The 21969-nt window shown below is 59.3% G+C and carries 19 protein-coding genes; 3 read left to right on the top strand and 16 right to left on the bottom strand.

Annotated features, from left to right (window positions below; genetic code table 11):
• Positions 1-30: 30 nt before the first annotated feature.
• Complete coding sequence (yejK, locus tag ACWKWM_RS16550) at positions 31-1032, bottom strand: nucleoid-associated protein YejK (protein ID WP_483847172.1); 1002 nt, start codon at positions 1030-1032, stop codon at positions 31-33.
• A gap of 353 nt (positions 1033-1385) precedes the next feature.
• Between yejK and ACWKWM_RS16545 the strand changes: the two genes are divergently transcribed.
• A complete protein-coding gene (locus ACWKWM_RS16545; RefSeq protein WP_483847171.1) occupies positions 1386-1667 on the top strand; it encodes an HU family DNA-binding protein in 282 nt (93 codons plus the stop codon).
• Positions 1668-1778: 111 nt separating this feature from the next.
• Here the strand turns inward: ACWKWM_RS16545 and rlmF are convergent, their stop codons facing one another.
• The 5 genes from rlmF to ACWKWM_RS16520 all read right to left on the bottom strand — a co-directional run bounded on the left by rlmF (position 1779) and on the right by ACWKWM_RS16520 (position 8454).
• On the bottom strand, positions 1779-2795 hold the full coding sequence (rlmF, locus tag ACWKWM_RS16540; protein ID WP_483847170.1) for a 23S rRNA (adenine(1618)-N(6))-methyltransferase RlmF: 1017 nt from the start codon (positions 2793-2795) through the stop codon (positions 1779-1781).
• Between the two features lie 167 nt (positions 2796-2962).
• The gene (locus ACWKWM_RS16535) at positions 2963-5809 is read right to left on the bottom strand and encodes a valine--tRNA ligase (RefSeq protein WP_483847169.1); all 2847 of its coding nucleotides are present in this window, start codon (positions 5807-5809) and stop codon (positions 2963-2965) included.
• 248 nt (positions 5810-6057) lie between these two features.
• Positions 6058-6474 carry a DNA polymerase III subunit chi gene (locus ACWKWM_RS16530; protein ID WP_483847168.1) on the bottom strand — a complete coding sequence of 139 codons (417 nt, stop codon included), beginning with the start codon at positions 6472-6474 and terminating at the stop codon, positions 6058-6060.
• Between the two features lie 7 nt (positions 6475-6481).
• Positions 6482-6910: a DNA polymerase III subunit chi gene (locus ACWKWM_RS16525; protein ID WP_483847167.1), complete on the bottom strand. Its 429-nt coding sequence runs from the start codon at positions 6908-6910 to the stop codon at positions 6482-6484.
• 53 nt (positions 6911-6963) lie between these two features.
• A complete protein-coding gene (locus tag ACWKWM_RS16520) occupies positions 6964-8454 on the bottom strand; it encodes a leucyl aminopeptidase (RefSeq protein ID WP_483847166.1) in 1491 nt (496 codons plus the stop codon).
• A gap of 306 nt (positions 8455-8760) precedes the next feature.
• On the opposite strand from ACWKWM_RS16520, the gene lptF reads away from it, so the two are divergent.
• Both lptF and lptG read left to right on the top strand, forming a co-directional pair.
• The gene (gene lptF, locus ACWKWM_RS16515) at positions 8761-9885 is read left to right on the top strand and encodes an LPS export ABC transporter permease LptF (RefSeq protein WP_483847165.1); all 1125 of its coding nucleotides are present in this window, start codon (positions 8761-8763) and stop codon (positions 9883-9885) included.
• Complete coding sequence (gene lptG / locus ACWKWM_RS16510) at positions 9878-10939, top strand: LPS export ABC transporter permease LptG (protein WP_483847164.1); 1062 nt, start codon at positions 9878-9880, stop codon at positions 10937-10939. Before lptF ends, lptG begins: the two co-directional genes overlap by 8 nt.
• A gap of 187 nt (positions 10940-11126) precedes the next feature.
• Here the strand turns inward: lptG and ACWKWM_RS16505 are convergent, their stop codons facing one another.
• The 10 genes from ACWKWM_RS16505 to ACWKWM_RS16460 form a co-directional block, all read right to left on the bottom strand.
• On the bottom strand, positions 11127-11615 hold the full coding sequence (locus ACWKWM_RS16505) for an RDD family protein (RefSeq protein WP_483847163.1): 489 nt from the start codon (positions 11613-11615) through the stop codon (positions 11127-11129).
• 105 nt (positions 11616-11720) lie between these two features.
• Positions 11721-11933: a cold-shock protein gene (locus ACWKWM_RS16500; RefSeq protein WP_003227496.1), complete on the bottom strand. Its 213-nt coding sequence runs from the start codon at positions 11931-11933 to the stop codon at positions 11721-11723.
• A gap of 393 nt (positions 11934-12326) precedes the next feature.
• Positions 12327-13448, bottom strand: coding sequence for a glycine cleavage system aminomethyltransferase GcvT (gcvT, locus tag ACWKWM_RS16495; protein ID WP_483847162.1), 1122 nt, complete (start codon positions 13446-13448; stop codon positions 12327-12329).
• Between the two features lie 63 nt (positions 13449-13511).
• The gene (locus ACWKWM_RS16490; protein ID WP_483847161.1) at positions 13512-14888 is read right to left on the bottom strand and encodes an L-serine ammonia-lyase; all 1377 of its coding nucleotides are present in this window, start codon (positions 14886-14888) and stop codon (positions 13512-13514) included.
• Between the two features lie 180 nt (positions 14889-15068).
• Positions 15069-17930 carry an aminomethyl-transferring glycine dehydrogenase gene (gene gcvP / locus ACWKWM_RS16485; protein ID WP_483847160.1) on the bottom strand — a complete coding sequence of 954 codons (2862 nt, stop codon included), beginning with the start codon at positions 17928-17930 and terminating at the stop codon, positions 15069-15071.
• 10 nt (positions 17931-17940) lie between these two features.
• On the bottom strand, positions 17941-18324 hold the full coding sequence (gcvH, locus tag ACWKWM_RS16480) for a glycine cleavage system protein GcvH (protein ID WP_483847159.1): 384 nt from the start codon (positions 18322-18324) through the stop codon (positions 17941-17943).
• 385 nt (positions 18325-18709) lie between these two features.
• Complete coding sequence (locus ACWKWM_RS16475) at positions 18710-20218, bottom strand: sigma-54-dependent transcriptional regulator (protein ID WP_483847158.1); 1509 nt, start codon at positions 20216-20218, stop codon at positions 18710-18712.
• 185 nt (positions 20219-20403) lie between these two features.
• Positions 20404-20757: a DUF5064 family protein gene (locus tag ACWKWM_RS16470; protein WP_483847157.1), complete on the bottom strand. Its 354-nt coding sequence runs from the start codon at positions 20755-20757 to the stop codon at positions 20404-20406.
• 65 nt (positions 20758-20822) lie between these two features.
• The gene (locus tag ACWKWM_RS16465) at positions 20823-21245 is read right to left on the bottom strand and encodes a YbaN family protein (RefSeq protein WP_483847333.1); all 423 of its coding nucleotides are present in this window, start codon (positions 21243-21245) and stop codon (positions 20823-20825) included.
• A gap of 92 nt (positions 21246-21337) precedes the next feature.
• Positions 21338-21946, bottom strand: a complete 609-nt coding sequence (locus ACWKWM_RS16460) for a biliverdin-producing heme oxygenase (RefSeq protein WP_483847156.1) — start codon at positions 21944-21946, stop codon at positions 21338-21340.
• Between the last annotated feature and the right edge of the window lie 23 nt (positions 21947-21969).

Genomic DNA, 21969 nt, shown 5'->3' with positions numbered 1-21969 from the left:
TTCAGCCCCCTTGCTTTCGGTTGCCGAGCATCAGCGGCGCTTGAGCTGATCGGTCAACTGCGTCGGCAGCCCCTTGATGATCAACGTGCCTTTCTCTTCGTCGTACTCGATCTTGTCGCCCAACAGGTGCGCTTCAAAACTGATGGACAGGCCTTCGGCGCGGCCAGTGAAGCGACGGAATTGATTCAGGGTGCGCTTGTCAGCCGGGATTTCCGGCGACAAACCGTAATCCTTGTTGCGGATGTGATCGTAGAACGCGCGCGGGCGTTCTTCATCGATCAGGCCGGACAATTCTTCCAGGCCCATGGGCTCACCCATTTTGCTCTGGCTGCTGGCGTAATCGACCAGGGTCTTGGTTTTCTCGCGGGCGGAGTCTTCGGGCAGGTCTTCGCTCTCGACGAAGTCGCTGAACGCCTTTAGCAGCGTGCGGGTTTCGCCGGGGCCGTCGACGCCTTCCTGGCAACCGATGAAGTCACGGAAGTACTCGGAGACCTTCTTGCCGTTCTTGCCTTTGATGAACGAGATGTACTGCTTGGACGTCTTGTTGTTCTGCCACTCGGAGATATTGATCCGTGCGGCGAGATGCAGTTGGCCGAGGTCCAGATGGCGCGACGGCGTGACATCAAGCGCTTCGTTTACCGCCACGCCTTCGCTGTGGTGCAGCAACGCGATGGCCAGGTATTCAGTCATGCCTTGTTGGTAGTGAGCAAACAGTACGTGGCCGCCTACCGACAGGTTCGATTCCTCCATCAGCTTTTGCAGGTGCTCGACGGCAGTGCGGCTGAAGGCGGTGAAATCCTTGCCTTCGTCGAGGTATTCCTTGAGCCAGCCGCTGAAAGGGTGTGCGCCGGATTCCGCGTGGAAGAACCCCCACGCTTTGCCCTGCTTGGCGTTGTAGCTCTCATTGAGGTCCGCCAGCATGTTCTCGATGGCCTGTGACTCGGCGAGCTCAGAGTCGCGTGCATGAAGAACTGCGGGCGTACCGTCAGGTTTCTTGTCGATCAGGTGAACGATGGCATGACGGATCGGCATGGATTTCTCGGCGGCTGAAATGAAACTGAACGGGTGAGCGCAAGGCTCAGTCGAAAGTCGGCAAGTGTACCGCAACTGCCTCCACGGGCGCCCGAATCAGGCCGCAAACAGTGGTCGCGGGGCTTGTAACGGGCTATTTGCGGTCTGGATCGTGATAAAGCTGACCAAATGGGTAGGTAGGGGCGGATATTTGCCTAGCTCTGTGCTAGTTTTGCCCCGTCTTGCGCACTGAAGCGCGCCAAGCACGCAGTTTGTGGGCCTTTGGGCGAACCAAAGGGCTGATTCGGCATCTACATTTCGCGCCTGAACACACTCTGCAAACCATATGAATTTGATAGGGAAGGAACACCACCATGGCTCTGACTAAAGACCAATTGATCGCCGATATCGCAGAAGCTATCGACGCGCCTAAAACCACTGCGCGTAATGCTCTTGAGCAATTGGGCCAAATCGTCGCTGACCAACTGGAAAACGGTAGTGAAATCACTCTGCCAGGCATCGGCAAACTGAAAGTCACCGAGCGTCCAGCTCGCACTGGCCGCAACCCTTCGACTGGCGCAGCCATCGAAATCGCAGCCAAGAAAGTGGTCAAGTTCGTTCCAGCTAAAGTGCTGAGCGACTCGATCAACAAGTAAGCGACAACGCTTGCTGTAGAAGGCCGTGCAACGGAGCGATCCGGGCACGGTTTTTTTGTGGGCGGGATTTGGCTTCTGCCCGCGATCATACGGGGCTCCAACACGTTCTGCTCAGGCCCAGCGCTCTGCGCGCCACGCAGCCTGCTGCGCCTTGTCATGAAAGGTCCAGGCGACAAACCGGCTTTGCTTCTGCCCCTGTGACATCTCCACCACTTGGCTTTCAAACACACCCGCTTTCTTCAGCGTGCTCTGGATCACTGGCAAATTCGAGGCCTTGGAGACCAGCGTGCTGAACCACAACACCTGTTGCTTAACCTGGGCGCTCTCGTTGATCAATTGCGTGACAAAGCGCGACTCGCCGCCCTCACACCACAATTCCGCCGCTTGCCCACCGAAGTTGAGCACCGGAAGCTTGCGCTTGGGATCAGCCTTGCCCAGCGCTCGCCATTTGCGTTCACTGCCGCGCAGCGCCTCGTCAGCGGAGGCGTGGAAGGGGGGATTGCACAGGCTCACGTCGAAACGCTCATCCTTGTTCAATACGTCCAGCAGGATCAGCTTGCGATCCTTTTGCTGACGCAGGCTGACGGCTTTGCCCAGACCGTTGGACTTGATGATTGCCGTAGCTGCCGCGACCGCAACGCTGTCGATATCGGTGCCGACAAACCCCCAGCCATACTCGCTGTGACCGATCAGCGGGTACACGCAGTTGGCGCCAGTGCCCACGTCAAGCGCCGTGATAGAAGCGCCGCGCGGGATTACTCCCCCGTTGTGATCTGCCAAAAGGTCTGCCAGAAAATGCAGGTAATCTGCGCGACCGGGGATCGGCGGGCACAGGTAATCTGCGGGGATATCCCAATGCGCGATCCCGTAGAACGACTTCAACAGCGCACGGTTGAACACACGCACCGCCGCCGGGTTGGCGAAGTCGATGCTCTCTTTGCCATAAGGGTTGAGGACGACGAACTTGCCGAGTTCGGGGCTGCTTTTGATCAGCTTAGGGAAGTCGTAATGGCCTTGATGGCGGTTGCGCGGGTGCAGGCTGGCCTTTTCACGCGGCGCGGCGGGTTTGGCCGGTTGCGCGGGTTTGGGCTTCTTGCGTGGAGGTTTTGGCGTACTGGAGTTTGTCATGAGAATCCGGTTCTACGGTGTGCGCATATCCGTGTAGGAGCTGCCGGAGGTTACGAGGCTGCGATTGACGCGATCGCAGCCTCGTAACCTTCGGCAGCTCCTACAGGTCGTGCGTGACAAAAAAGGGAGGCCGTTGCAGGCCTCCCTTTTTCTATCGATTGCCAAATCTACAAACTGGCAATCCGCGCGTGTTGCTCGGCCAGCTTGCCCAGGGCCTGCTCGGCCTCGGTCAGCTTGGCGCGCTCTTTGGCGATGACTTCCGGCGGAGCCTTGTCGACGAACGCTGCGTTGGACAGCTTGCCGCCCACACGCTGAACTTCGCCTTGCAGACGCAGGATTTCCTTGTCCAGACGCGCCAGCTCGGCATCTTTGTCAATCAGCCCTGCCATCGGCACCAGCACTTCCATCTCGCCCACCAACGCAGTGGCCGACAAAGGTGCTTCGGCGCCGTCAGCCAGGATCGTGATCGATTCAAGCTTGGCCAGTTTCTTCAGCAGCGCATCGTTTTCAGTCAGGCGGCGTTGATCTTCGGTGCTCACGTTCTTGAGGAACAACGTCAGAGGCTTGCCTGGGCCGATGTTCATTTCGCCACGGATGTTGCGCACGCCGAGCATCAGGCCCTTGAGCCATTCGATGTCGTTCTCGGCGCCCTGGTCGATGCGCGCCTCGTTGGCCACAGGCCACGGTTGCAGCATGATCGTCTTGCCCTCGGCACCGGCCAGCGGCGCGAGGCGCTGCCAGATTTCTTCGGTGATGAAGGGCATGAACGGATGCGCCAGACGCAGCGCCACTTCCAGCACCCGAACCAGTGTGCGACGCGTGCCGCGCTGACGTTCGATCGGCGCGTTTTCGTCCCACAGCACGGGCTTGGACAGCTCCAGGTACCAATCGCAATACTGGTTCCAGATGAACTCGTACAGCGCTTGCGCTGCGAGGTCGAAGCGGAACTGGTCCAGCTGGCGCGTGACTTCGGCTTCAGTGCGTTGCAGCTGCGAGATGATCCAGCGATCCGGCAAGGTCAGCTCGAAGGCTTCGCCGTTCTGGCCGCAGTCTTCGCCCTTGTCGAGCACGTAGCGCGCGGCGTTCCAGATCTTGTTGCAGAAATTGCGATAGCCCTCGACGCGGCCCATGTCGAACTTGATGTCGCGACCGGTGGACGCCAGCGAGCAGAAGGTGAAGCGCAAGGCATCGGTGCCGTAGCTGGCGATGCCGTCGGCGAATTCGTCGCGGGTCTGCTTCTCGATCTTCTTCGCAAGCTTGGGCTGCATCATGCCCGAAGTGCGCTTGGCGACCAGGTCTTCAAGCTCGATGCCGTCGATGATGTCCAGCGGGTCAAGGACGTTGCCCTTGGATTTGGACATCTTCTGGCCTTGGCCATCGCGGACCAGGCCGTGCACATAAACCGTCTTGAACGGCACTTGCGGCGTGCCGTCTTCATTCTTCACCAGGTGCATGGTCAGCATGATCATCCGGGCGACCCAGAAGAAAATGATGTCGAACCCAGTGACCAGCACGTCGGTGGAGTGAAAGGTCTCCAGCGCCTTGGTCTTTTCCGGCCAGCCGAGCGTGGAGAACGTCCACAGGCCCGAACTGAACCAGGTGTCGAGTACGTCGTTGTCCTGCTGCAGCGCAACGTCGGGACCCAGGTTGTGCTTGGCGCGGACTTCGGCTTCATCGCGACCGACGTAAACTTTGCCGGACTCGTCGTACCAGGCCGGGATGCGATGGCCCCACCAGAGCTGACGGCTGATGCACCAGTCCTGGATGTCGCGCATCCACGAGAAGTACATGTTTTCGTACTGCTTGGGCACGAAGGCGATGCGGCCGTCTTCAACGGCGGCGATTGCAGGCTCGGCCAAAGGCTTGGTGGACACGTACCATTGGTCTGTCAGCCACGGCTCGATGATTGTGCCGGAGCGGTCGCCTTTCGGGACTTTCAGGGCGTGGTCGTCGACGCTGACCAGCAAACCCAGCTCATCGAATGCCGCGACGATCTGCTTGCGCGCTTCGAAGCGATCCAGCCCTGCGTATTGAGCGGGCAGGGTGCCGTCGACGGTGTCATTCAATGTGCCATCGAGGTTGAACACCTGAGCAGCCGCCAGCACATGGGCGTTTTTGTCGAAGATGTTCAGCAGCGGCAGGTTGTGGCGCTTGCCGACTTCATAGTCGTTGAAATCGTGGGCCGGGGTGATTTTCACGCAGCCGGTGCCGAATTCCGGATCGCAGTAGTCATCGGCGATGATCGGGATGCGGCGGCCCACCAGTGGCAGTTCGACGAAGGTGCCGATCAGGGCTTTGTAGCGCTCATCCGATGGGTTCACTGCAACGGCGGCGTCGCCGAGCATGGTTTCCGGACGGGTGGTGGCAACGATCAGGTAATCCAGGCCGTCGGCGGTTTTCGCGCCATCAGCCAGTGGATAACGCAGGTTCCACAGGTGGCCTTTCTCGTCATGGTTTTCCACTTCGAGGTCGGAAATGGCCGTGTGCAGTTTGGTGTCCCAGTTCACCAGACGCTTGCCGCGATAGATCAGGCCGTCTTCATGCAGGCGCACGAAGGCTTCTTTTACGGCCTCGGACAAACCGTCGTCCATGGTGAAGCGCTCGCGGCTCCAGTCCACGGACGAACCCAGGCGGCGGATCTGACGGCTGATGTTGCCGCCAGACTGATCCTTCCATTCCCAGATTTTTTCGAGAAATTTATCGCGGCCCAGGTCGTGACGGCTCAGGCCTTGCGCTTCGATCTGACGCTCTACCAGCATTTGCGTGGCGATACCGGCGTGGTCGGTGCCCGGCTGCCATAGGGTGTTGCGACCCTGCATGCGGCGGAAGCGGATCAAGGCGTCCATGATCGCGTTATTGAAACCGTGGCCCATGTGCAGGCTGCCGGTGACGTTCGGCGGCGGAATCATGATGGTGTACGAGTCGCCCGCGCCTTGCGGAGCGAAATAGTTTTCGGACTCCCAGGTCTGATACCAGGAAGTTTCGATGGCGTGCGGCTGGTAGGTCTTGTCCATGCGGGGCGGGAACCTAATTGGCATTAATTCGGGAAAGCCGGCAAGTATAGCGGCAGGGCTAGCTGCAAGCCACAAGCGACAAGGCGCAAGCTACGGGCGGTGATGGCAGGATCAAGCAGGAGTTCAAGGGCCGCAGATGCTCCGTGGGAGCGGACCTGTCCGCGAAGACTTCGGTACAGACGACGCTGATGTGTCGACTGTACTTGCGCCTTCGCGGACGGGTCCGCTCCCACGGGAATGCGCAGGCTTCAGTTTTGATACTGGGCGAGGAGCCGTTCCATCCGCGCATCCAGACGCCGCTTGATCTCGTTTTCTATATGAGGCGCGAAGTCGTCGATGACGTCTTGCATGATCAACTGCGCGGCGGCGCGCAATTCGTTGTCCAGATGCAGGAGAGCGTCAGGGTTGGGTGTCGCGCGGGGTTCTGCATGGGGCTGCGCCGGTTCCGCGATCAAAGTCGGAATGTCGGCTTCATTCACGCCGTGTTCGTCAGCAGAAATCACTTTGCCACTGACCACGTCGAACAACAGGGGAATCTGGCCTTCGTCGGAAACCGTTTCGGTCAGCAACGGTGGCTCTGTGGAATTTTCGCCAAGCAACTGTCGGATTGACTCGAGGTCGTCCAGCAAATCAGGCGGGGCTTTCAGGTGTTTTGAATTATCCATCGTGTGCTCAAAGACGCTGCAGTCGGTGATCTTGCAGAGGATAGCCCTGTTCACGATAGAAGCGAAAACTCTCTCGTGCGGCTAATTTAATGGCCGGATCTTCCACAACTATTTCCGCCACGCGGGCGAAGCGTTTGAAGAAATCCGGGATGCGCAGGTCCAGATTGACCAACAGATCCTGATGCTGACCGGGGTCATCGCCCAGCCCAAGGGCAACCGGAGCGTCGGTGTCATCTTCGGCCTCGCCATGGGGGACGAAGGTTTCGCCCTTGAAGCGCCACAGGCGAGCATCGAGGTCTTCGCGCTGGGCTGCATCGCTGCAGTGCAGATACACCCGATGGCCAAGACGCCAGGCTTTGTCTGTCAGTTTGCAGGCGAAATCCAGCCGCGCCATTGGATCGGCGCTGGGAAGGATGTAGAAATCGACTTGGGTCATGAAGGCTCCAGAGCGTGAAACGTGCCGGGCAGGCCGGCACGTTTAGCGACGCTTTACGCGCCTGCGCGGTCGAGCAGGTATTGGGTCAGCAATGGAACCGGACGGCCAGTGGCGCCCTTGTCCTTGCCGCCGCTGAGCCACGCCGTGCCGGCGATGTCCAGATGCGCCCACTCGTAGGCCTTGGTGAAGCGCGACAGGAAGCAGGCTGCAGTGATGGTGCCGCCTTTCGGCCCGCCGATATTGGCGATGTCAGCGAACGGGCTGTCCAGTTGCTCCTGATACTCGTCGAACAACGGCAGTTGCCAGGCGCGATCGTCAGCACGCTTGCCAGCGTCCAGCAGTTGATTGATCAAGCCATCGTTGTTACCCAGCAAACCGGACGTATGACCGCCGAGCGCAACCACGCAAGCGCCAGTCAGGGTAGCGATGTCGATGACTGCCTGTGGCTTGAAACGTTCGGCGTAGGTCAGCGCGTCGCACAACACCAGACGGCCTTCGGCGTCAGTGTTGAGGATTTCAACAGTCTGGCCGCTCATGGTTTTTACGATGTCGCCCGGACGGGTCGCGGTGCCGCTCGGCATGTTCTCGGCGCAAGCCAGGATGCACACCAGATTGATCGGCAGTTGCAGCTCAAGCACGGCGCGCAGAGTGCCGAACACGCTGGCGGCGCCGCACATGTCGAATTTCATCTCGTCCATGCCGGCAGCAGGCTTGATGCTGATGCCACCCGTGTCGAAGGTGATGCCTTTACCGACCAGCACGAACGGCTTGTCGGCCTTCTTGCCACCGCTGTAGTTCATGACGATCAGGCGTGGCGGCTGTGCGCTGCCTTGGGCCACGGCCAGGAACGAACCCATGCCCAGATCGGCAATCTTCTTTTCGTCGAGAACGTCGACTTTCAGATGCTTGAATTCCTTACCCAGCGCCTTGGCCTCTTCGCCCAGGTATGTGGGGTGGCACAGGTTCGGCGGCATGTTGCCCAGGTCGCGGGTAAATGCCATGCCCTTGGCGATGGCCAGAGCGTGGGTCGCGGCGCGTTCAACGTCGGCCACGTTGACCTTGTCGGTCAGCAGCGTGACTTTCTTCAGCGCGCGCGGGTCGGCTTTCTGGCTCTTGAAGCGATCAAAAACGTATTCGCCGTCGGCCAGGGTTTCGACCAGCAGGCGGTTTTTGCCATACAGATCGCGATTCTTGACGGTCAGGTGGTCCAGCGCGAAGGTGGCGTCGGTGCCGCCCAGGCCCTTGAGGGTCGATAGCACACCGCTGATGATTTTGCGGAATTGACGATCGGTCAGCTCGGCGTCTTTGCCGGAACCGACCAGCAGAACACGCTCGGCTTTGAGGTTGGGAAGGCTGTGCAGCAACAGGCTTTGACCGACTTTGCCGGCCAGGTCGCCGCGCTTGAGAACGGCGCTGATCGCGCCACCGCTGAGGGTATCGACATTTTTAGCGGCATCGCTGAGCGCGCGGCCTTCGCCAACGGCCACCACCAGGGTGGCGGTTTTCAAGGTTTCTGGGCTGACGCTTTTAACAACCAATTCCATGTCGGGGTCCCCGAATAAACTGTGGGTTATCGCAAAATGACTGCGCAGCGCGGCATGGGCGCAAGTGTCTCCGATCGCCATGCCAGCGGTAAGGCCCGCAGTTTGACCCTGCGGGAGGACCCATGACAACCCCGTTAATACGCGCGTATGACCGGTATGTGAGAAGTATCCGGCGCGCGCAGTGACAGACACACCCAATCACAGGATAATGCCGCATATTTTTTTGGTCGTTCGTCTTGGCGAGCGACCTGGCTGATCCATTTCCTTGTCAGGCTGCCTGAGCGTGACAACCCTGGAGTGTCTGGTTTGATTGTCTTCCGTTACCTGTCCCGAGAAGTGCTGGTTACCTTGAGCGCTGTGAGCGCCGTGCTGCTGGTAATCATCATGAGCGGACGCTTCATCAAATACCTTGCCCAAGCGGCCTCTGGCGCACTCGATCCCGGCGTGCTGTTTCTGATCATGGGCTTTCGTCTGCCGGGCTTCCTGCAGTTGATTCTGCCGCTCGGTCTGTTCCTCGGGATTCTCCTGGCCTACGGCCGCCTGTACCTTGAAAGCGAAATGACCGTTCTGGCCGCCACGGGCATGAGCCAGCAACGTTTGCTGTTGATCACCCTTGCGCCGGCTGCTCTGGTGTCGTTGCTGGTGGCGTGGTTGAGCTTCAGCCTCGCGCCTCAGGGCGCTACGCAGTTTTCCCTGCTGATCAACAAGCAGGACGCAATGACCGAGTTCGACACCCTCGTACCGGGGCGTTTTCAGGCATTGCGCGATGGCACGCGAGTGACCTACACCGAGCAATTGTCCGACGACCGCGTGAACCTGGGCGGCGTGTTCATTTCCGAAAAACGCATGTCTTCGGATCAATCCAAGGATCGCGGGATTACCGTACTGGTTGCCGAGAAAGGCCACCAGGAAGTCAGAAACGACGGTAGCCGCTACCTGATTCTCGAAAACGGCTATCGCTACGACGGCAATCCGGGTGAAGCCAATTACCGGGCGATCAAGTACGACACTTACGGTGCGTTGTTGCCCAAACCTGACATCAGCGATGAAGTGACGGACCGCGATGCGATTCCGACCAGTGAGTTGTTGTCGGGCGAGGATTCCCCGCGCAACCGGGCGGAATTGCAGTGGCGTGTCTCGCTGCCGATTCTGGTGTTCATCGTGACGCTGATGGCCGTGCCGCTGGCGCGTGTGAATCCTCGTCAGGGCCGATTCCTCAAGTTGTTGCCGGCCATCCTCCTTTATATGGCTTATCTCACCATCCTCATCGCTGCCCGTGGCGCGCTCGAACGGGGCAAGATTCCCGCCGCGCTGGGTTTGTGGTGGGTTCACCTGATCTTCCTCGCGATTGGTCTGGGGCTGCTGTATTGGGAACCTCTGCGCTTGAAGATGAAGAGTCGCCGCAGCGTGTCGGGGGTGGCTCATGGTTAAGCTCGATCGGTACATCGGCAAGAGCGTCTTTATCGCGATTCTTGCCGTGCTGGGCATCATTCTCGGGCTGGCTTCACTGTTTGCCTTCATCGATGAAATCGCTGACATCAGCGACACCTACACCTTCTGGGACGCGGGCAGTTTCGTGCTGATGACGGCCCCGCGTCGTCTTTACGACATGCTGCCGATGGCGGCGCTGATCGGTTGCCTGATCGGCCTTGGCGGTTTGGCCAGCAGCAGCGAATTGACCATCATGCGGGCCGCTGGTGTGTCCATTGGCCGCATCGTGTGGGCGGTCATGAAGCCAATGCTGGTGCTGATGGTCGCAGGCTTGCTGGTGGGTGAGTATGTCGCGCCCGCCACCGAGGCTCAGGCACAAGCCGCCCGCTCGCTGGCCCAGGGCAGCGGCGATGCGCAAAGTGCACGTCACGGTCTGTGGCACCGCCAGGGTGAGGAATTCATCCACATCAACACCGTGCAACCGAACGGCTTGTTGTATGGGGTGACGCGCTATCACTTCGACGATCAGCGGCACATGCAGACCGCCAGCTTCGCCAAGCAGGCGAATTTCAAGACAGATCACTGGCTGCTCAAAGACGTCACCACGACGGTGTTCCACGGTGATCGCACGGAAGTGGTCAACACGCCGGAAGAGCGCTGGAACGTCGCGCTCAGTCCGCAGTTGTTGAGCACCGTGGTGCTTCCGCCTGAGTCGCTGTCGATGACGGGGCTGTGGGGCTATGCGCACTATCTGGCCGATCAGGGGCTAAACAACGGCCGTTACTGGCTGGCGTTCTGGACCAAGATTTTGCAGCCGTTAGTGACCGTCGCGCTGGTATTGATGGCTATCTCCTTCATCTTCGGTCCGCTGCGTTCGGTGACGTTGGGCCAGCGGGTATTCACGGGCGTGCTGGTGGGCTTCACGTTCCGCATCGCTCAGGATTTGCTGGGGCCTTCCAGCCTGGTGTTCGGGTTCTCGCCACTGTTCGCCGTGCTGGTGCCGGCAGGCATATGCGCGCTGGCAGGGATCTGGCTGCTGCGCCGAGCTGGCTGACGTTAGCCACAATGAAAAAGCCGACCTCAGGGTCGGCTTTTTTGTGGGTTATATCGTCGATGCATACCCTGTGGGAGCGGACCTGTCCGCGAAAACTATTTTTGGCCGATGCATAGGCATTGAATGTGGGGACGTCTTCGCGGACAGGTCCGCTCCCACAGTTAGATATCAGTCCCCAAATTTGCGATCACTTCTTCTGCCGCGGAATCCGCACCAACTGGCTGTCGGAATACAGGTCATGCCAGCTGCGTTTCTGCTTGTCGATCAGGCTCCAGAAGAACCCGAGGCCGACACACAGCCACGATGCGATCGCCACCACAAACCTCAGCAGCGCCTGCCACAGGCTGATGCCGGTGCCGTCAGCGTTCTGTACCCGAATCCCCCAGACCTGCATGCCCAGCGTCTGCCCCGCGTGGGTCCAGAATTTAGCGAAGAAGCCAAACAAGACGAACAACAGAATCGTCGAGAGCAGAGGGTCGCCATCCAGTGAACCTGCTTCGGACATGGCGCGAAGTTTTGTTTCGCCAACGAAGGCCATCCAGATCAGTTTGTAGATGAAGGTCGTGACCATCAGCAGCGCTACGCACAGCAAAGAGTCATAGAAGATCGCGGCCATGCGACGACCCAGTCCCGCTGCGGGGAAATCGCCCTGGGGGCGGAGCAGGTGTTTTGACATCAGTGCGCGCTCGTTGGCGGGGAGCCTGCATGGTACAAAATTGCGGGTATAAAAAAGCCCCTGTTGATGCAACAGGGGCTTTTTCGTTTGCAGCTATTGTGCTTCTCAGGCTTCGGCTTGTACTTCGTCAGCCTGCATACCTTTCTGTCCTTGCACGGCAACGAACGTCACCTTCTGGCCTTCTTTCAGGCTTTTGAAGCCGTTGCCCTGAATAGCGCGGAAGTGGACGAACAGATCCGGACCGCTCTCGGGAGTGATAAAACCAAAACCTTTCTCGTCGTTAAACCACTTAACGGTACCGCTCTGACGTGTAGACATTTTCTTATTTCCTTGGAACTTAAATTAATGACAGCCTCCTTCGCACGAAGAAGTACTGGGCTGGTTGCAGGAAGTAAGAAACGTAGAGCGGGATGTAGCATTGCTTCTCGCTACTGCCCAGGTCACGGTCCGAAGCGACCCATGCAAACACAGTTAAGAAACTCTACGCTAACTGTTACAGAAAAAACAAGCCCCGCTCAGCCCCGGTTTCAGGGGGTCAAGGCCGTTTTTTAAAAAGTTTAACCAGTTAAGAGTGATCGATAGTTTTTACAATGTGCGCGTCGTTTAAAGTGCATTTTTTTGACACTTTTCATGCTGTATGTAAATGCACTGTGATGCGGCAGCCAGACTGCGAATGCACTCTTTTGGCTGCCTGATTTTTTGACGCCGATATCAACCGCGGAAGTAACGTTGCGCCACGAAAGGCATTTTGGTGACCAGCATTGGCACTTTCTTGCCACGCACAATCGCCCAAACGGATGTGTCGAGCGCGGCGAAGCCTGTATCGATACTGCCCATGGCCAGTGGAGCACCCAGTGTCGGCCCGAAGCCACCGCTGCAGACAGTCCCGATCACCGTGCCGTCGGCATCCACGATTTCTGCGCCTTCGCGCACTGGCGTACGTTCTTGTGGCAGCAAACCTACGCGCTTGCGAGCAACGCCTGATGACTGCTGGGCGAAGATCTGTGCTGCGCCAGGGAATCCGCCAGCACGGGCGCCGTCAGCACGACGCGTCTTGGAAATCGCCCACAGCAGGCTGGCTTCGATTGGGGTGGTGTCAGTGTTCATGTCATGGCCATACAGGCACAGACCGGCTTCCAGGCGCAGCGAATCCCGAGCGCCCAGACCTATCGGTGCCACTTCAGGCTCCGCCAGCAGACGCCGCGCCAGTGATTCAGCCTGATCGGCCGGCACCGAAATTTCGTAGCCGTCTTCACCGGTATAGCCCGAACGACTGACGTAGCAGTCAATGCCATCAATGCTCACGCCCTTGAACTGCATGAACGTCATCTTCGCCACTTCCGGCGCCAGGCGCGCCAGTGCTGTCACTGCCTGCGGGCCTTGCAGAGCGAGTAGGGCCCGTTCTTCGAACAGCGGTTTGATCTCGCACTGCGTGCCGATGTGCTGTTGCAGATGCGCCAGATCTTCATTTTTGCAGGCGGCGTTGACCACCAGCATCAGTTGATCATTGCCCAGATTGGCGACCATCAAGTCGTCGAGAATCCCGCCAGTGTCATTGGTGAACATCGCGTAACGCTGCATGCCCACCGGCAGGTCGATGATGTCGACAGGGACCAGGGTTTCCAGCGCTTTGGCAGCATTGGCGCCGGTCAGCAGAATCTGGCCCATGTGCGACACGTCGAACAAACCTGCTTGCTCGCGGGTGTGCAGGTGCTCTTTCATCACGCCAGCCGGGTATTGCACGGGCATGTCGTAACCCGCGAACGGGACCATTTTGGCCCCCAGTTCTCGGTGCAGGGCGTGCAGCGGCGTTTGCAACAGTTCGGTAGACATAGAAGGCTCCTTGAATGGGGTGTCACTCACCGACCGGGGTCGATGGGTTGAATAGGGGGTGGATCAGCATTCGATAATGTTCACGGCCAGCCCGCCACGGGCCGTTTCCTTGTACTTGCTTTTCATGTCGGCTCCGGTCTGGCGCATGGTGCGGATGACTTTATCCAACGAGACAAAATGCTGGCCGTCACCGCGTAACGCCATACGCACGGCATTGATGGCTTTCACCGAACCCATGGCGTTGCGCTCGATGCACGGCACCTGCACCAGCCCGCCGATGGGGTCGCAGGTCAGACCGAGGTTATGCTCCATGCCGATTTCGGCAGCGTTTTCGACTTGATTAACGCTGCCGCCCAGGACTTCGCACAAGGCGCCGGCCGCCATTGAACAGGCAACGCCGACCTCGCCCTGACAGCCAACTTCGGCGCCGGAGATGGAAGCGTTTTCCTTGTACAAAATACCGATGGCTGCGGCAGTCAGCAGAAAACGCACGACGCCGTCTTCATTGGCGCCGGTGATGAAGCGCATGTAGTAATGCAGCACGGCCGGGATGATCCCCGCAGCGCCGTTGGTGGGCGCGGTGACAACCCGGCCGCCATTGGCGTTTTCTTCATTGACTGCCAGCGCATACAGATTGACCCAGTCGAGCACCGACAGCGCATCGCGCAACGCTGCTTCCGGGTTTTTGCACAGCTGACGGTGTAACGCTGCGGCGCGACGTTTGACCTTCAGCCCGCCCGGCAAAATGCCTTCGTTGCGGCAACCGGCCTCGACGCAGTCCTGCATGACCTGCCAGATACGCAGAAGGCCCTGGCGGGTTTCGGCTTCGGGGCGCCAAGCGGCTTCATTGGCCAGCATCACCTGGCTGATCGAAAGGCCGCTGGCAGCGCAATGGGCCATCAGGTGCTTGGCAGTCTTGAACGGATAGACCAGCTGCGTTTGGTCTTCGACGATGCGATCCGCGCCAGCTGCTTCCTCATCGACCACGAAACCCCCGCCGACGGAGTAGTACTCGCGACTGCGCACTTGTAGGCCGGAGGCATCGAAGGCACGGAAAATCATGCCGTTGGGGTGGTAGGGCAGTGGCTTGCGAATCATCGCCAGATGTTGTTTCTCGATGAACTCGATGCTGTGTTCGCCAAGCAGATTCAGGCGCTCGCTGCTGCGGATCTGTTGCAGGCGGGCAGCGACGGTTTCAGTGTCGACGGTGTCTGGGTGCTCGCCTTCCAGGCCAAGCAAGACGGCCTTGTCGCTGCCGTGACCCTTGCCGGTGGCGCCGAGCGAACCATACAGCTCGACTTTGACGCAGGTGATCGATGTCAGCAGCCCGTCGCGCTGCAAGCCTTCGGCAAAACGCGCCGCCGCCCGCATCGGGCCCACGGTGTGAGAGCTGGAGGGGCCGATGCCAATCTTGAACAGGTCGAACACGCTCAGGGACATGGTAGGGCTCCGGTTATTGTTATGGTGTTTGCAGGCTTGCCCCGGGCGATTTCATCGCGAGCAAGCTCCCTCCCACAGATTAAAGTGTGGCCTGTGGGAGGGAGCTTGCTCGCGATAGCGTTTTGTCAGACAAATCGCGTCAGGCTATTCGCGGGCAAGCGCGCTCCTACAGAAAACTGATCACGCGTCCTGATAGCTCTCGATCGACGGGCACGCGCACACCAGATTCCGGTCGCCGAACACGTTGTCGACGCGGCCAACCGGTGGCCAGTATTTGCCGTCGATCAACGATGCCACTGGGTATACCGCTTGCTCGCGGCTGTAAGGGTGGCTCCACTCGCCCACCAATTCAGCTGCGGTGTGTGGCGCGTTTTTCAATGGATTGTCTTCCTTGTCCAGCGCGCCGCTTTCGACCGCACGAATCTCTTCGCGAATCTTGATCATGGCGTCACAGAAGCGGTCCAGCTCTTCTTTGGATTCGCTTTCGGTTGGCTCGATCATCAAGGTGCCGGCCACCGGGAACGACATCGTCGGGGCGTGGAAGCCGAAATCGATCAGGCGCTTGGCGACGTCATCGACGCTGATGCCGCTGCTGTCCTTGATCGGGCGCAGATCCAGAATGCATTCGTGCGCCACCAGGCCGTTGGTGCCGGAGTAGAGCACGGGGTAGTGCTCTTCCAGGCGACGGGAAATGTAGTTAGCGTTGAGGATCGCCAGTTGCGAGGCGCGTTTGAGGCCTTGGCCGCCCATCATGCGGATGTACATCCAGGTGATCGGCAAAATGCTTGCGCTGCCAAATGGCGCTGCGCAGACCGCGCCTTCTTTGCGTTCCATTTTGCCGTGACCCGGCAGGAATGGCGCCAAGTGCGATTTGACGCCAATCGGGCCGACGCCTGGGCCGCCACCGCCGTGTGGGATGCAGAAGGTTTTGTGCAGGTTCAAGTGGGACACGTCGCCGCCGAACTTGCCCGGTGCGCACAGACCGACCATGGCGTTCATGTTGGCGCCGTCGATGTAAACCTGACCGCCGTTGTCATGAACGATGCCGCAGATTTCGCGGATGCCTTCCTCGAACACGCCGTGGGTGGACGGGTACGTGATCATCAGCGCTGCGAGGTGTTCGCGGTGCTCAAGGGCTTTGGCGCGCAGGTCTTCAATATCAACGTTGCCGCGCGAATCGCAAGCGGTCACAACAACCCGCATCCCGGCCATGTTGGCGGTTGCAGGGTTGGTGCCGTGGGCCGACGACGGGATCAAGCAGATGTCGCGGCGGTCATCGCCACGGCTCTGGTGGTAGGCACGAATGGCCAGCAAACCGGCATATTCGCCTTGCGAGCCGGCGTTCGGCTGCAACGAGATTGCGTCGTACCCGGTGGCAGCGCAGAGCATCTCTTCCAGTTCATCAGTCAGCTGCTGATAGCCGGCACTCTGCTCGGCAGGCGCGAACGGGTGCAGGTTGCCGAATTCGGCCCAGGTGACGGGGATCATTTCACTGGCGGCGTTGAGTTTCATGGTGCAAGAACCCAGCGGAATCATGGTGCGATCAAGCGCCAAGTCCTTGTCCGCCAGTTTGCGCAGGTAGCGCATCAGCTCGGTTTCTGAGTGGTAGCGATTGAAGACCGGGTGGCTGAGGATTGGCGACTGACGCAGCAATTCGCTCGGCAATTTGGCTTGCACAGCGTTCGCCAGTTCAGCGAAATCAGGCAGTGCTTTGCCGTCGGCGAACAGTGCCCACAGTGCTTCTACGTCCGCTTGCTGGGTGGTTTCGTCAAGCGACAGGCCAAGACGTTGAGCGTCTACTTCACGCAGGTTGATCCGCTGAGCGCGGGCCTTGGCGTGCAGCTCAGAGGTCTTGGCACCGGTATTGATCGTCACGCTGTCGAAGAAGAATGCCTGCTCGACGTTCAAACCCAGCTGGCTCAGGCCTTGGGCGAAGATTGTGGTGAGCTGATGCACACGGTTCGCGATCCGCGTCAAGCCGCGCGGGCCATGGTAGACGGCGTACATGCTGGCGATGTTGGCGAGCAGCACCTGCGCCGTGCAAATGTTGCTGGTAGCCTTCTCGCGGCGGATGTGTTGCTCGCGGGTTTGCATGGCCAGACGCAGGGCGGTCTTGCCGAAGCGATCGATCGACACCCCGACCAGACGGCCTGGCATGTCGCGCTTGTAAGCGTCGCGCGTTGAGAAATAGGCCGCGTGCGGGCCGCCGAAACCCAGCGGTACGCCAAAGCGTTGTGCGCTGCCGATGGCCACGTCAGCGCCGAATTCACCCGGCGGAGTCAGCAGCGTCAGGGCCAGCAGGTCAGCGGCGACCGCGACCAGTGCGTTGGCTGCATGGAAACGCTCGACCAGTTCACGGTAGTCGAACAGATCGCCATTGCTCGCCGGGTATTGCAGCAATGCGCCGAAGAACGCGCTGACGTCGGTCAGCTCGCTTTCATCGGCGACCACTACCTCGATTCCCAGCGGTTCGGCGCGAGTGCGCAGCACGTCGAGGGTTTGCGGGTGGCAATGGCTGGAAGCGAAGAATTGCTGGCTGCTTTTATTCTTGCTCAGGCGCTTGCAAAAGGTCATCGCTTCGGCGGCGGCGGTCGCTTCATCGAGCAAGGATGCGTTGGCGATCGGCAGGCCGGTGAGGTCGCTGATCAAGGTCTGGAAATTCAGCAGCGATTCCAGACGGCCTTGGGAAATCTCCGGCTGATACGGCGTGTACGCCGTGTACCAGGCCGGGTTTTCCAGCAGGTTGCGCAAAATCGGCGCCGGCGTGTGAGTGCCGTAATAGCCTTGGCCGATGAAGGTTTTGAACAGTTGGTTTTTACCGGCGATGGCTTTGATCGCCGCCAGTGCGTCGGCTTCGCTCTGGCCGTCGGACAGGCCCAGTACGCTGGTGCCTTTGATCGATTCGGGGATAACGCTGGCGCTCAGCTCTTCCAGGGAGGTGAAGCCCAAGGTGGCGAGCATGGCTTTTTCGTCGTCGGCGCGGGGGCCAATGTGACGGGCGATGAATTCGTTGGCAGTGCTCAATTCGATACGGTCAGTCATGTCGGACTCCTCAGGCTTCGGCGTTGGCTTTGATCAGGCGGTCGTAGGCGTCCTGATTGAGCAATTGACCGACAGCATTTGCATCGGAAGGGATGAAGCGGAAGAACCAGCCCTGGCCCATCGGGTCTTCGTTGACCAGCTCGGGGTTGCTGTCCAGCGCGGGATTGGTTTCGATCACTTCGCCGTTGAGTGGCATGTACACGCCGCTGGCGGCTTTGACCGATTCAACCGTAGCTGCTTCGGCGCCTTTTTCGTAGGACTGCAGGTCAGGAAGTTGCACGAAAACCACGTCACCCAGTGCGTCTTGCGCAAAAGCCGTGATGCCAACGGTGACGCTGCCGTCGGTTTCGGTGCGCAGCCACTCGTGATCTTCGGTAAAACGCAACTCGCTCATGAAAACTCCCCTGAATGAACAAAATACTCGTCGAAGGCCGCGAGTACGAATGGGCAAGTGCATAGCAAGTTTGCGGCCAGTTTGTCGGGCGGCCTGTGGTGCGCGGCTTTGCGCGATGTTTTGACTTTTTGAGGAGATGGCGCTGTAGCGAAATCGATACGGATTATCGGGTGCTGAAAATGCGTCCGAGATCAAAGCCTTGTGAGGTGGGCCTGAGCACCTTTCGTAACGATAACGTTCCGCTGGAGTGAAAGCGTTACGAATTGCCGGTTTTCGTGGGGGCGGACCTGTCCGCGAAGGGGCCGGTAAATCAGACATTGATTTATCGGCTATCAGATTGCATACGCGGACAGGTCCGCTCCCACGGTAGGTGCCGATGTCTGGCTTATCCCTTTCCGGAAATCCCGTATTTGCGCAGCCGATGGGCGATCGCCGTGTGGGAGGTCTGCAAGCGCGCCGCCAGTTGGCGCGTTGAGGGGTAATGGCTGTAGAGCTTTTCCAGCAACGACTTTTCAAAGTCATCAACGGCTTGTTCGAGGCTGTCGATCTCGCCGTCGTTCTCGCGCGCTACGGATGTGCCGGCGATGTCCAGATCGTCAATGTCCACCACGGTGTTTTCACAGATTGCCGCAGCGCGGAAGATCACGTTCTGCAACTGGCGCACGTTCCCCGGCCAGCGGTTGCCCAACAAGGCGGGGTAGGTGCCCGGCGCTAGACGACACATGGGACGCTGAATCTGCGCGCAGGCCTGCTCCATGAAGTAGCGTGCCAGCAGCAGGATGTCCTGACCGCGTTCACGCAGGGGCGGCACGTCGAGGTTCAGCACGTTCAGGCGATAGAACAAGTCTTCACGAAAGGTCCCTTCAGCCACCATTTTTTCCAGATTACGGTGGGTGGCGCTGAGGATGCGCACGTTGACCTGCACCTCCTTGTCGCCCCCCACGCGGCGGAAGCTACCGTCATTCAGAAAGCGCAGCAGTTTGGCTTGCAGATACGGCGACATTTCGCCAATTTCATCGAGAAAAACGGTGCCTTGGTTCGCCAGCTCCATCAGCCCTGGTTTGCCGCCACGCTGTGCCCCCGTGAACGCGCCAGGTGCGTAACCGAACAGCTCGCTTTCGGCGAGATTCTCCGGCAGCGCTGCACAGTTCAACGCCAGGAATGGCCCGCTATGGCGCGCACTTACTGCGTGACAGGCGCGCGCGACAAGCTCTTTGCCGGTTCCGGTTTCGCCTTGAATCAACAGCGGAGCATCCAGCGCGGCAACCCTCTGCGCACGGGCTTTGAGGGTGCGGATAGCGGCTGAATCGCCCAACAATGCATCGAAGCCTTCGGCATGATCGTGATGCAGGGCGGACAACCGCTCGCCGATGCGGCTGGGCAGATACAGCGTCAGCAGCGCACCTGCATCGTTGATCGGCGTGGCGTCCAATAACAGCGCAGCACCGTTGAGCGTGACCTCGCGCAGGGGCAGTCGGAAGCCATTCTCCACCAGCGCCGTTTGCAGGCCTGGGTCCGAAAAAAGCGCACCGATGGATTCGCCCGCAGGTTCGCGTCCACACAGGGCGATCAACGCAGGGTTGGCCAGCAATACATGCCCTGCGCTGTCGAGCGCCAATACCGGATCGGTCATGGCGGCGAGCAACGCATCGAGTTGCAGATGCCGACGCTGGCCGGGAAGGATGTCGACCACGGTAATGGCTTCAACGCCTCGTACCCGAAAAAGCCGGTCTTTGAGCTCTTCGAGCACTTCGTGGCTCAGGGTCGGGGCGTCGATGTAAACATTGGGAGGGACCATCTCCACGGCGTCCAGATTCAGATTTCTGCCACCAAGAATCCCCAGGACTTCCTGAGTGATACCGACTCGGTCGATGAAACTGACGTGGATTCGCATAGGGTGGAGAAGGTCAGGCTGTGGGGAAGGGGGCGATTATGCCAGTAAACCAACCCCGCAAGCGCAGTGCTCTTGTTGGAGCGAGGCCTGCCCGCGAAGCTTACAACGCGGACCATCTGACACACCAAGGTGTCAGCTTCACGGGCCAGCCTCACTCCAATCTCGTTCCAACAGATATCCCGTGATTATTCCAGATGCTCAGGCTTCACAGGATCGCCGGACTTCACGTCCAGCTTTTCGCGGATGTCTTCGAACATGGCGTCGTACTGGCCGTGCATTGCATGCAGGTCAATATCTTTGGGCAGACCGTGCTTCTCGGCCACCCGTGAGGCTTCGCTGGCGAAGTTGTAGGCCTTGTCCTTCGGTAATTCGAATTCATCGCTGAAGGGCTTGCCGTTGATTTCTCCTTCAAGGGAGAAGTGCATGCCTTCCCCCGAGTCGACGGTCTGGCTGACCTCATAGCGAATATGGATGTCGTAACCCACGTCCTCCGGTTGCACAGCAGGATGGGCGATATGCAGATGGCCTGGCTCGAACATGGGAATTGCTCCAGCGAAAGGTAATGAACGTAGTAAGGCAGACCCTTCTGTGGGCCCGGGGTTCATCAATGGCCCGAACTCTCCGGGCAATCCTGGCCTTTCGCAGCAGGCTCCGGACGCGACCAGATCCACAGGTTGACCAGCACCATGCCCGTCACCGCGAAGTAGATCCACCAGTTATGGTTTAGCACGACCAGCATCATGATCGCGCACAGTAGCATGGTGACCGTGGCGCTGATTTTGGCCCGCCGGGCAATCATTTTGCCGTTGCGCCAGTTGTAGAGCATGGGGCCGAACAGGCGGTGGTTTTCCAGCCAGGCGCTCAGACGTGGAGAGCTTCGTGTCGCAGCCCACGCCGCAAGGAGGATGAATTCGGTGGTCGGCAACCCGGGAATGAAAATCGCAATGATGCCAATCGTCAGGCTGACGTAAGCCAGGATGCCGAAGAGGATGCGGGACAGTTTGCTACCGGGTGCTTTGCTGATCATGGTCTCGGAATACAGGGTCAAGAGAGGCAATCCACGGTGTGTTGTCCACGGAAGGCGCCCAGCTTACCAGCGCCGGGCGCAACATGAAGCATTCAGGCGGTGACCGTTTTTGCCGATCCTGCGTAGGCATGCTCGAGCAGTTCATTGAAACGCTGGAACGCGTCCAGTGCGCCTTTATCGATTTGCTGCTCCTGGTCAGCGCTCAATGGCAGATCGTCGAGGATGCGAATGAAGCGCTTCCAGCCGTCAGCGCGGCCTCCAGTCGGTTCGCCCAAATGCCGGGCGCCGAAGCTGTCGCTCAAGTCCAGTGCCACGGCGCGCTTGATGAGAAAGGCAGCGCCCAGTTTCGAGCCCTCCGACACGAACAGCCAGCCCAGCGCCTCGGCGACGGATGGGTCTTGGACTGCACCTTGCACCGGCTCCGGTATAGAGGTTTGCAGATCAATCAGATCGGCCCTGGCTTGCTCGGCACGGCAGCGGTCAGGGAGATCCGGCACGATCTGAATCAGTTGAGGATCGGTGTACAGCGCTTTGAGCTCTTCCTGAAACAAATATTGAGCGGTCAGAAACCGGGTGTAACTGGCCAGGGTTTCGAACGGTGCGTTGGCTTTGACGGCTTTATCGAGTTGTTCGTGGGGGGCGTGGGTAATCTGGTTCAGGCGTTGCGAGCGTAGGAGAGGGCGTTGTGATGTTTCGGTCATGAGGTCTTCCTTGCGAAAAGAGG

The organism is Pseudomonas rosaeacicularis (genome assembly GCF_057128745.1).
Note: the sequence above shows the minus strand (reverse complement) of the source record. Positions and strands in the feature narration are given on the sequence as shown.

Coding starts and splice junctions, on each gene's coding strand:
- yejK (WP_483847172.1), bottom strand. CDS start 1,032: ATGCCGATCCGTCATGCCATCGTTCACCTGATCGACAAGAAACCTGAC.
- ACWKWM_RS16545 (WP_483847171.1), top strand. CDS start 1,386: ATGGCTCTGACTAAAGACCAATTGATCGCCGATATCGCAGAAGCTATC.
- rlmF (WP_483847170.1), bottom strand. CDS start 2,795: ATGACAAACTCCAGTACGCCAAAACCTCCACGCAAGAAGCCCAAACCC.
- ACWKWM_RS16535 (WP_483847169.1), bottom strand. CDS start 5,809: ATGGACAAGACCTACCAGCCGCACGCCATCGAAACTTCCTGGTATCAG.
- ACWKWM_RS16530 (WP_483847168.1), bottom strand. CDS start 6,474: ATGGATAATTCAAAACACCTGAAAGCCCCGCCTGATTTGCTGGACGAC.
- ACWKWM_RS16525 (WP_483847167.1), bottom strand. CDS start 6,910: ATGACCCAAGTCGATTTCTACATCCTTCCCAGCGCCGATCCAATGGCG.
- ACWKWM_RS16520 (WP_483847166.1), bottom strand. CDS start 8,454: ATGGAATTGGTTGTTAAAAGCGTCAGCCCAGAAACCTTGAAAACCGCC.
- lptG (WP_483847164.1), top strand. CDS start 9,878: ATGGTTAAGCTCGATCGGTACATCGGCAAGAGCGTCTTTATCGCGATT.
- ACWKWM_RS16505 (WP_483847163.1), bottom strand. CDS start 11,615: ATGTCAAAACACCTGCTCCGCCCCCAGGGCGATTTCCCCGCAGCGGGA.
- ACWKWM_RS16500 (WP_003227496.1), bottom strand. CDS start 11,933: ATGTCTACACGTCAGAGCGGTACCGTTAAGTGGTTTAACGACGAGAAA.
- gcvT (WP_483847162.1), bottom strand. CDS start 13,448: ATGTCTACCGAACTGTTGCAAACGCCGCTGCACGCCCTGCACCGAGAA.
- ACWKWM_RS16490 (WP_483847161.1), bottom strand. CDS start 14,888: ATGTCCCTGAGCGTGTTCGACCTGTTCAAGATTGGCATCGGCCCCTCC.
- gcvP (WP_483847160.1), bottom strand. CDS start 17,930: ATGACTGACCGTATCGAATTGAGCACTGCCAACGAATTCATCGCCCGT.
- gcvH (WP_483847159.1), bottom strand. CDS start 18,324: ATGAGCGAGTTGCGTTTTACCGAAGATCACGAGTGGCTGCGCACCGAA.
- ACWKWM_RS16475 (WP_483847158.1), bottom strand. CDS start 20,218: ATGCGAATCCACGTCAGTTTCATCGACCGAGTCGGTATCACTCAGGAA.
- ACWKWM_RS16470 (WP_483847157.1), bottom strand. CDS start 20,757: ATGTTCGAGCCAGGCCATCTGCATATCGCCCATCCTGCTGTGCAACCG.
- ACWKWM_RS16465 (WP_483847333.1), bottom strand. CDS start 21,245: ATGATCAGCAAAGCACCCGGTAGCAAACTGTCCCGCATCCTCTTCGGC.
- ACWKWM_RS16460 (WP_483847156.1), bottom strand. CDS start 21,946: ATGACCGAAACATCACAACGCCCTCTCCTACGCTCGCAACGCCTGAAC.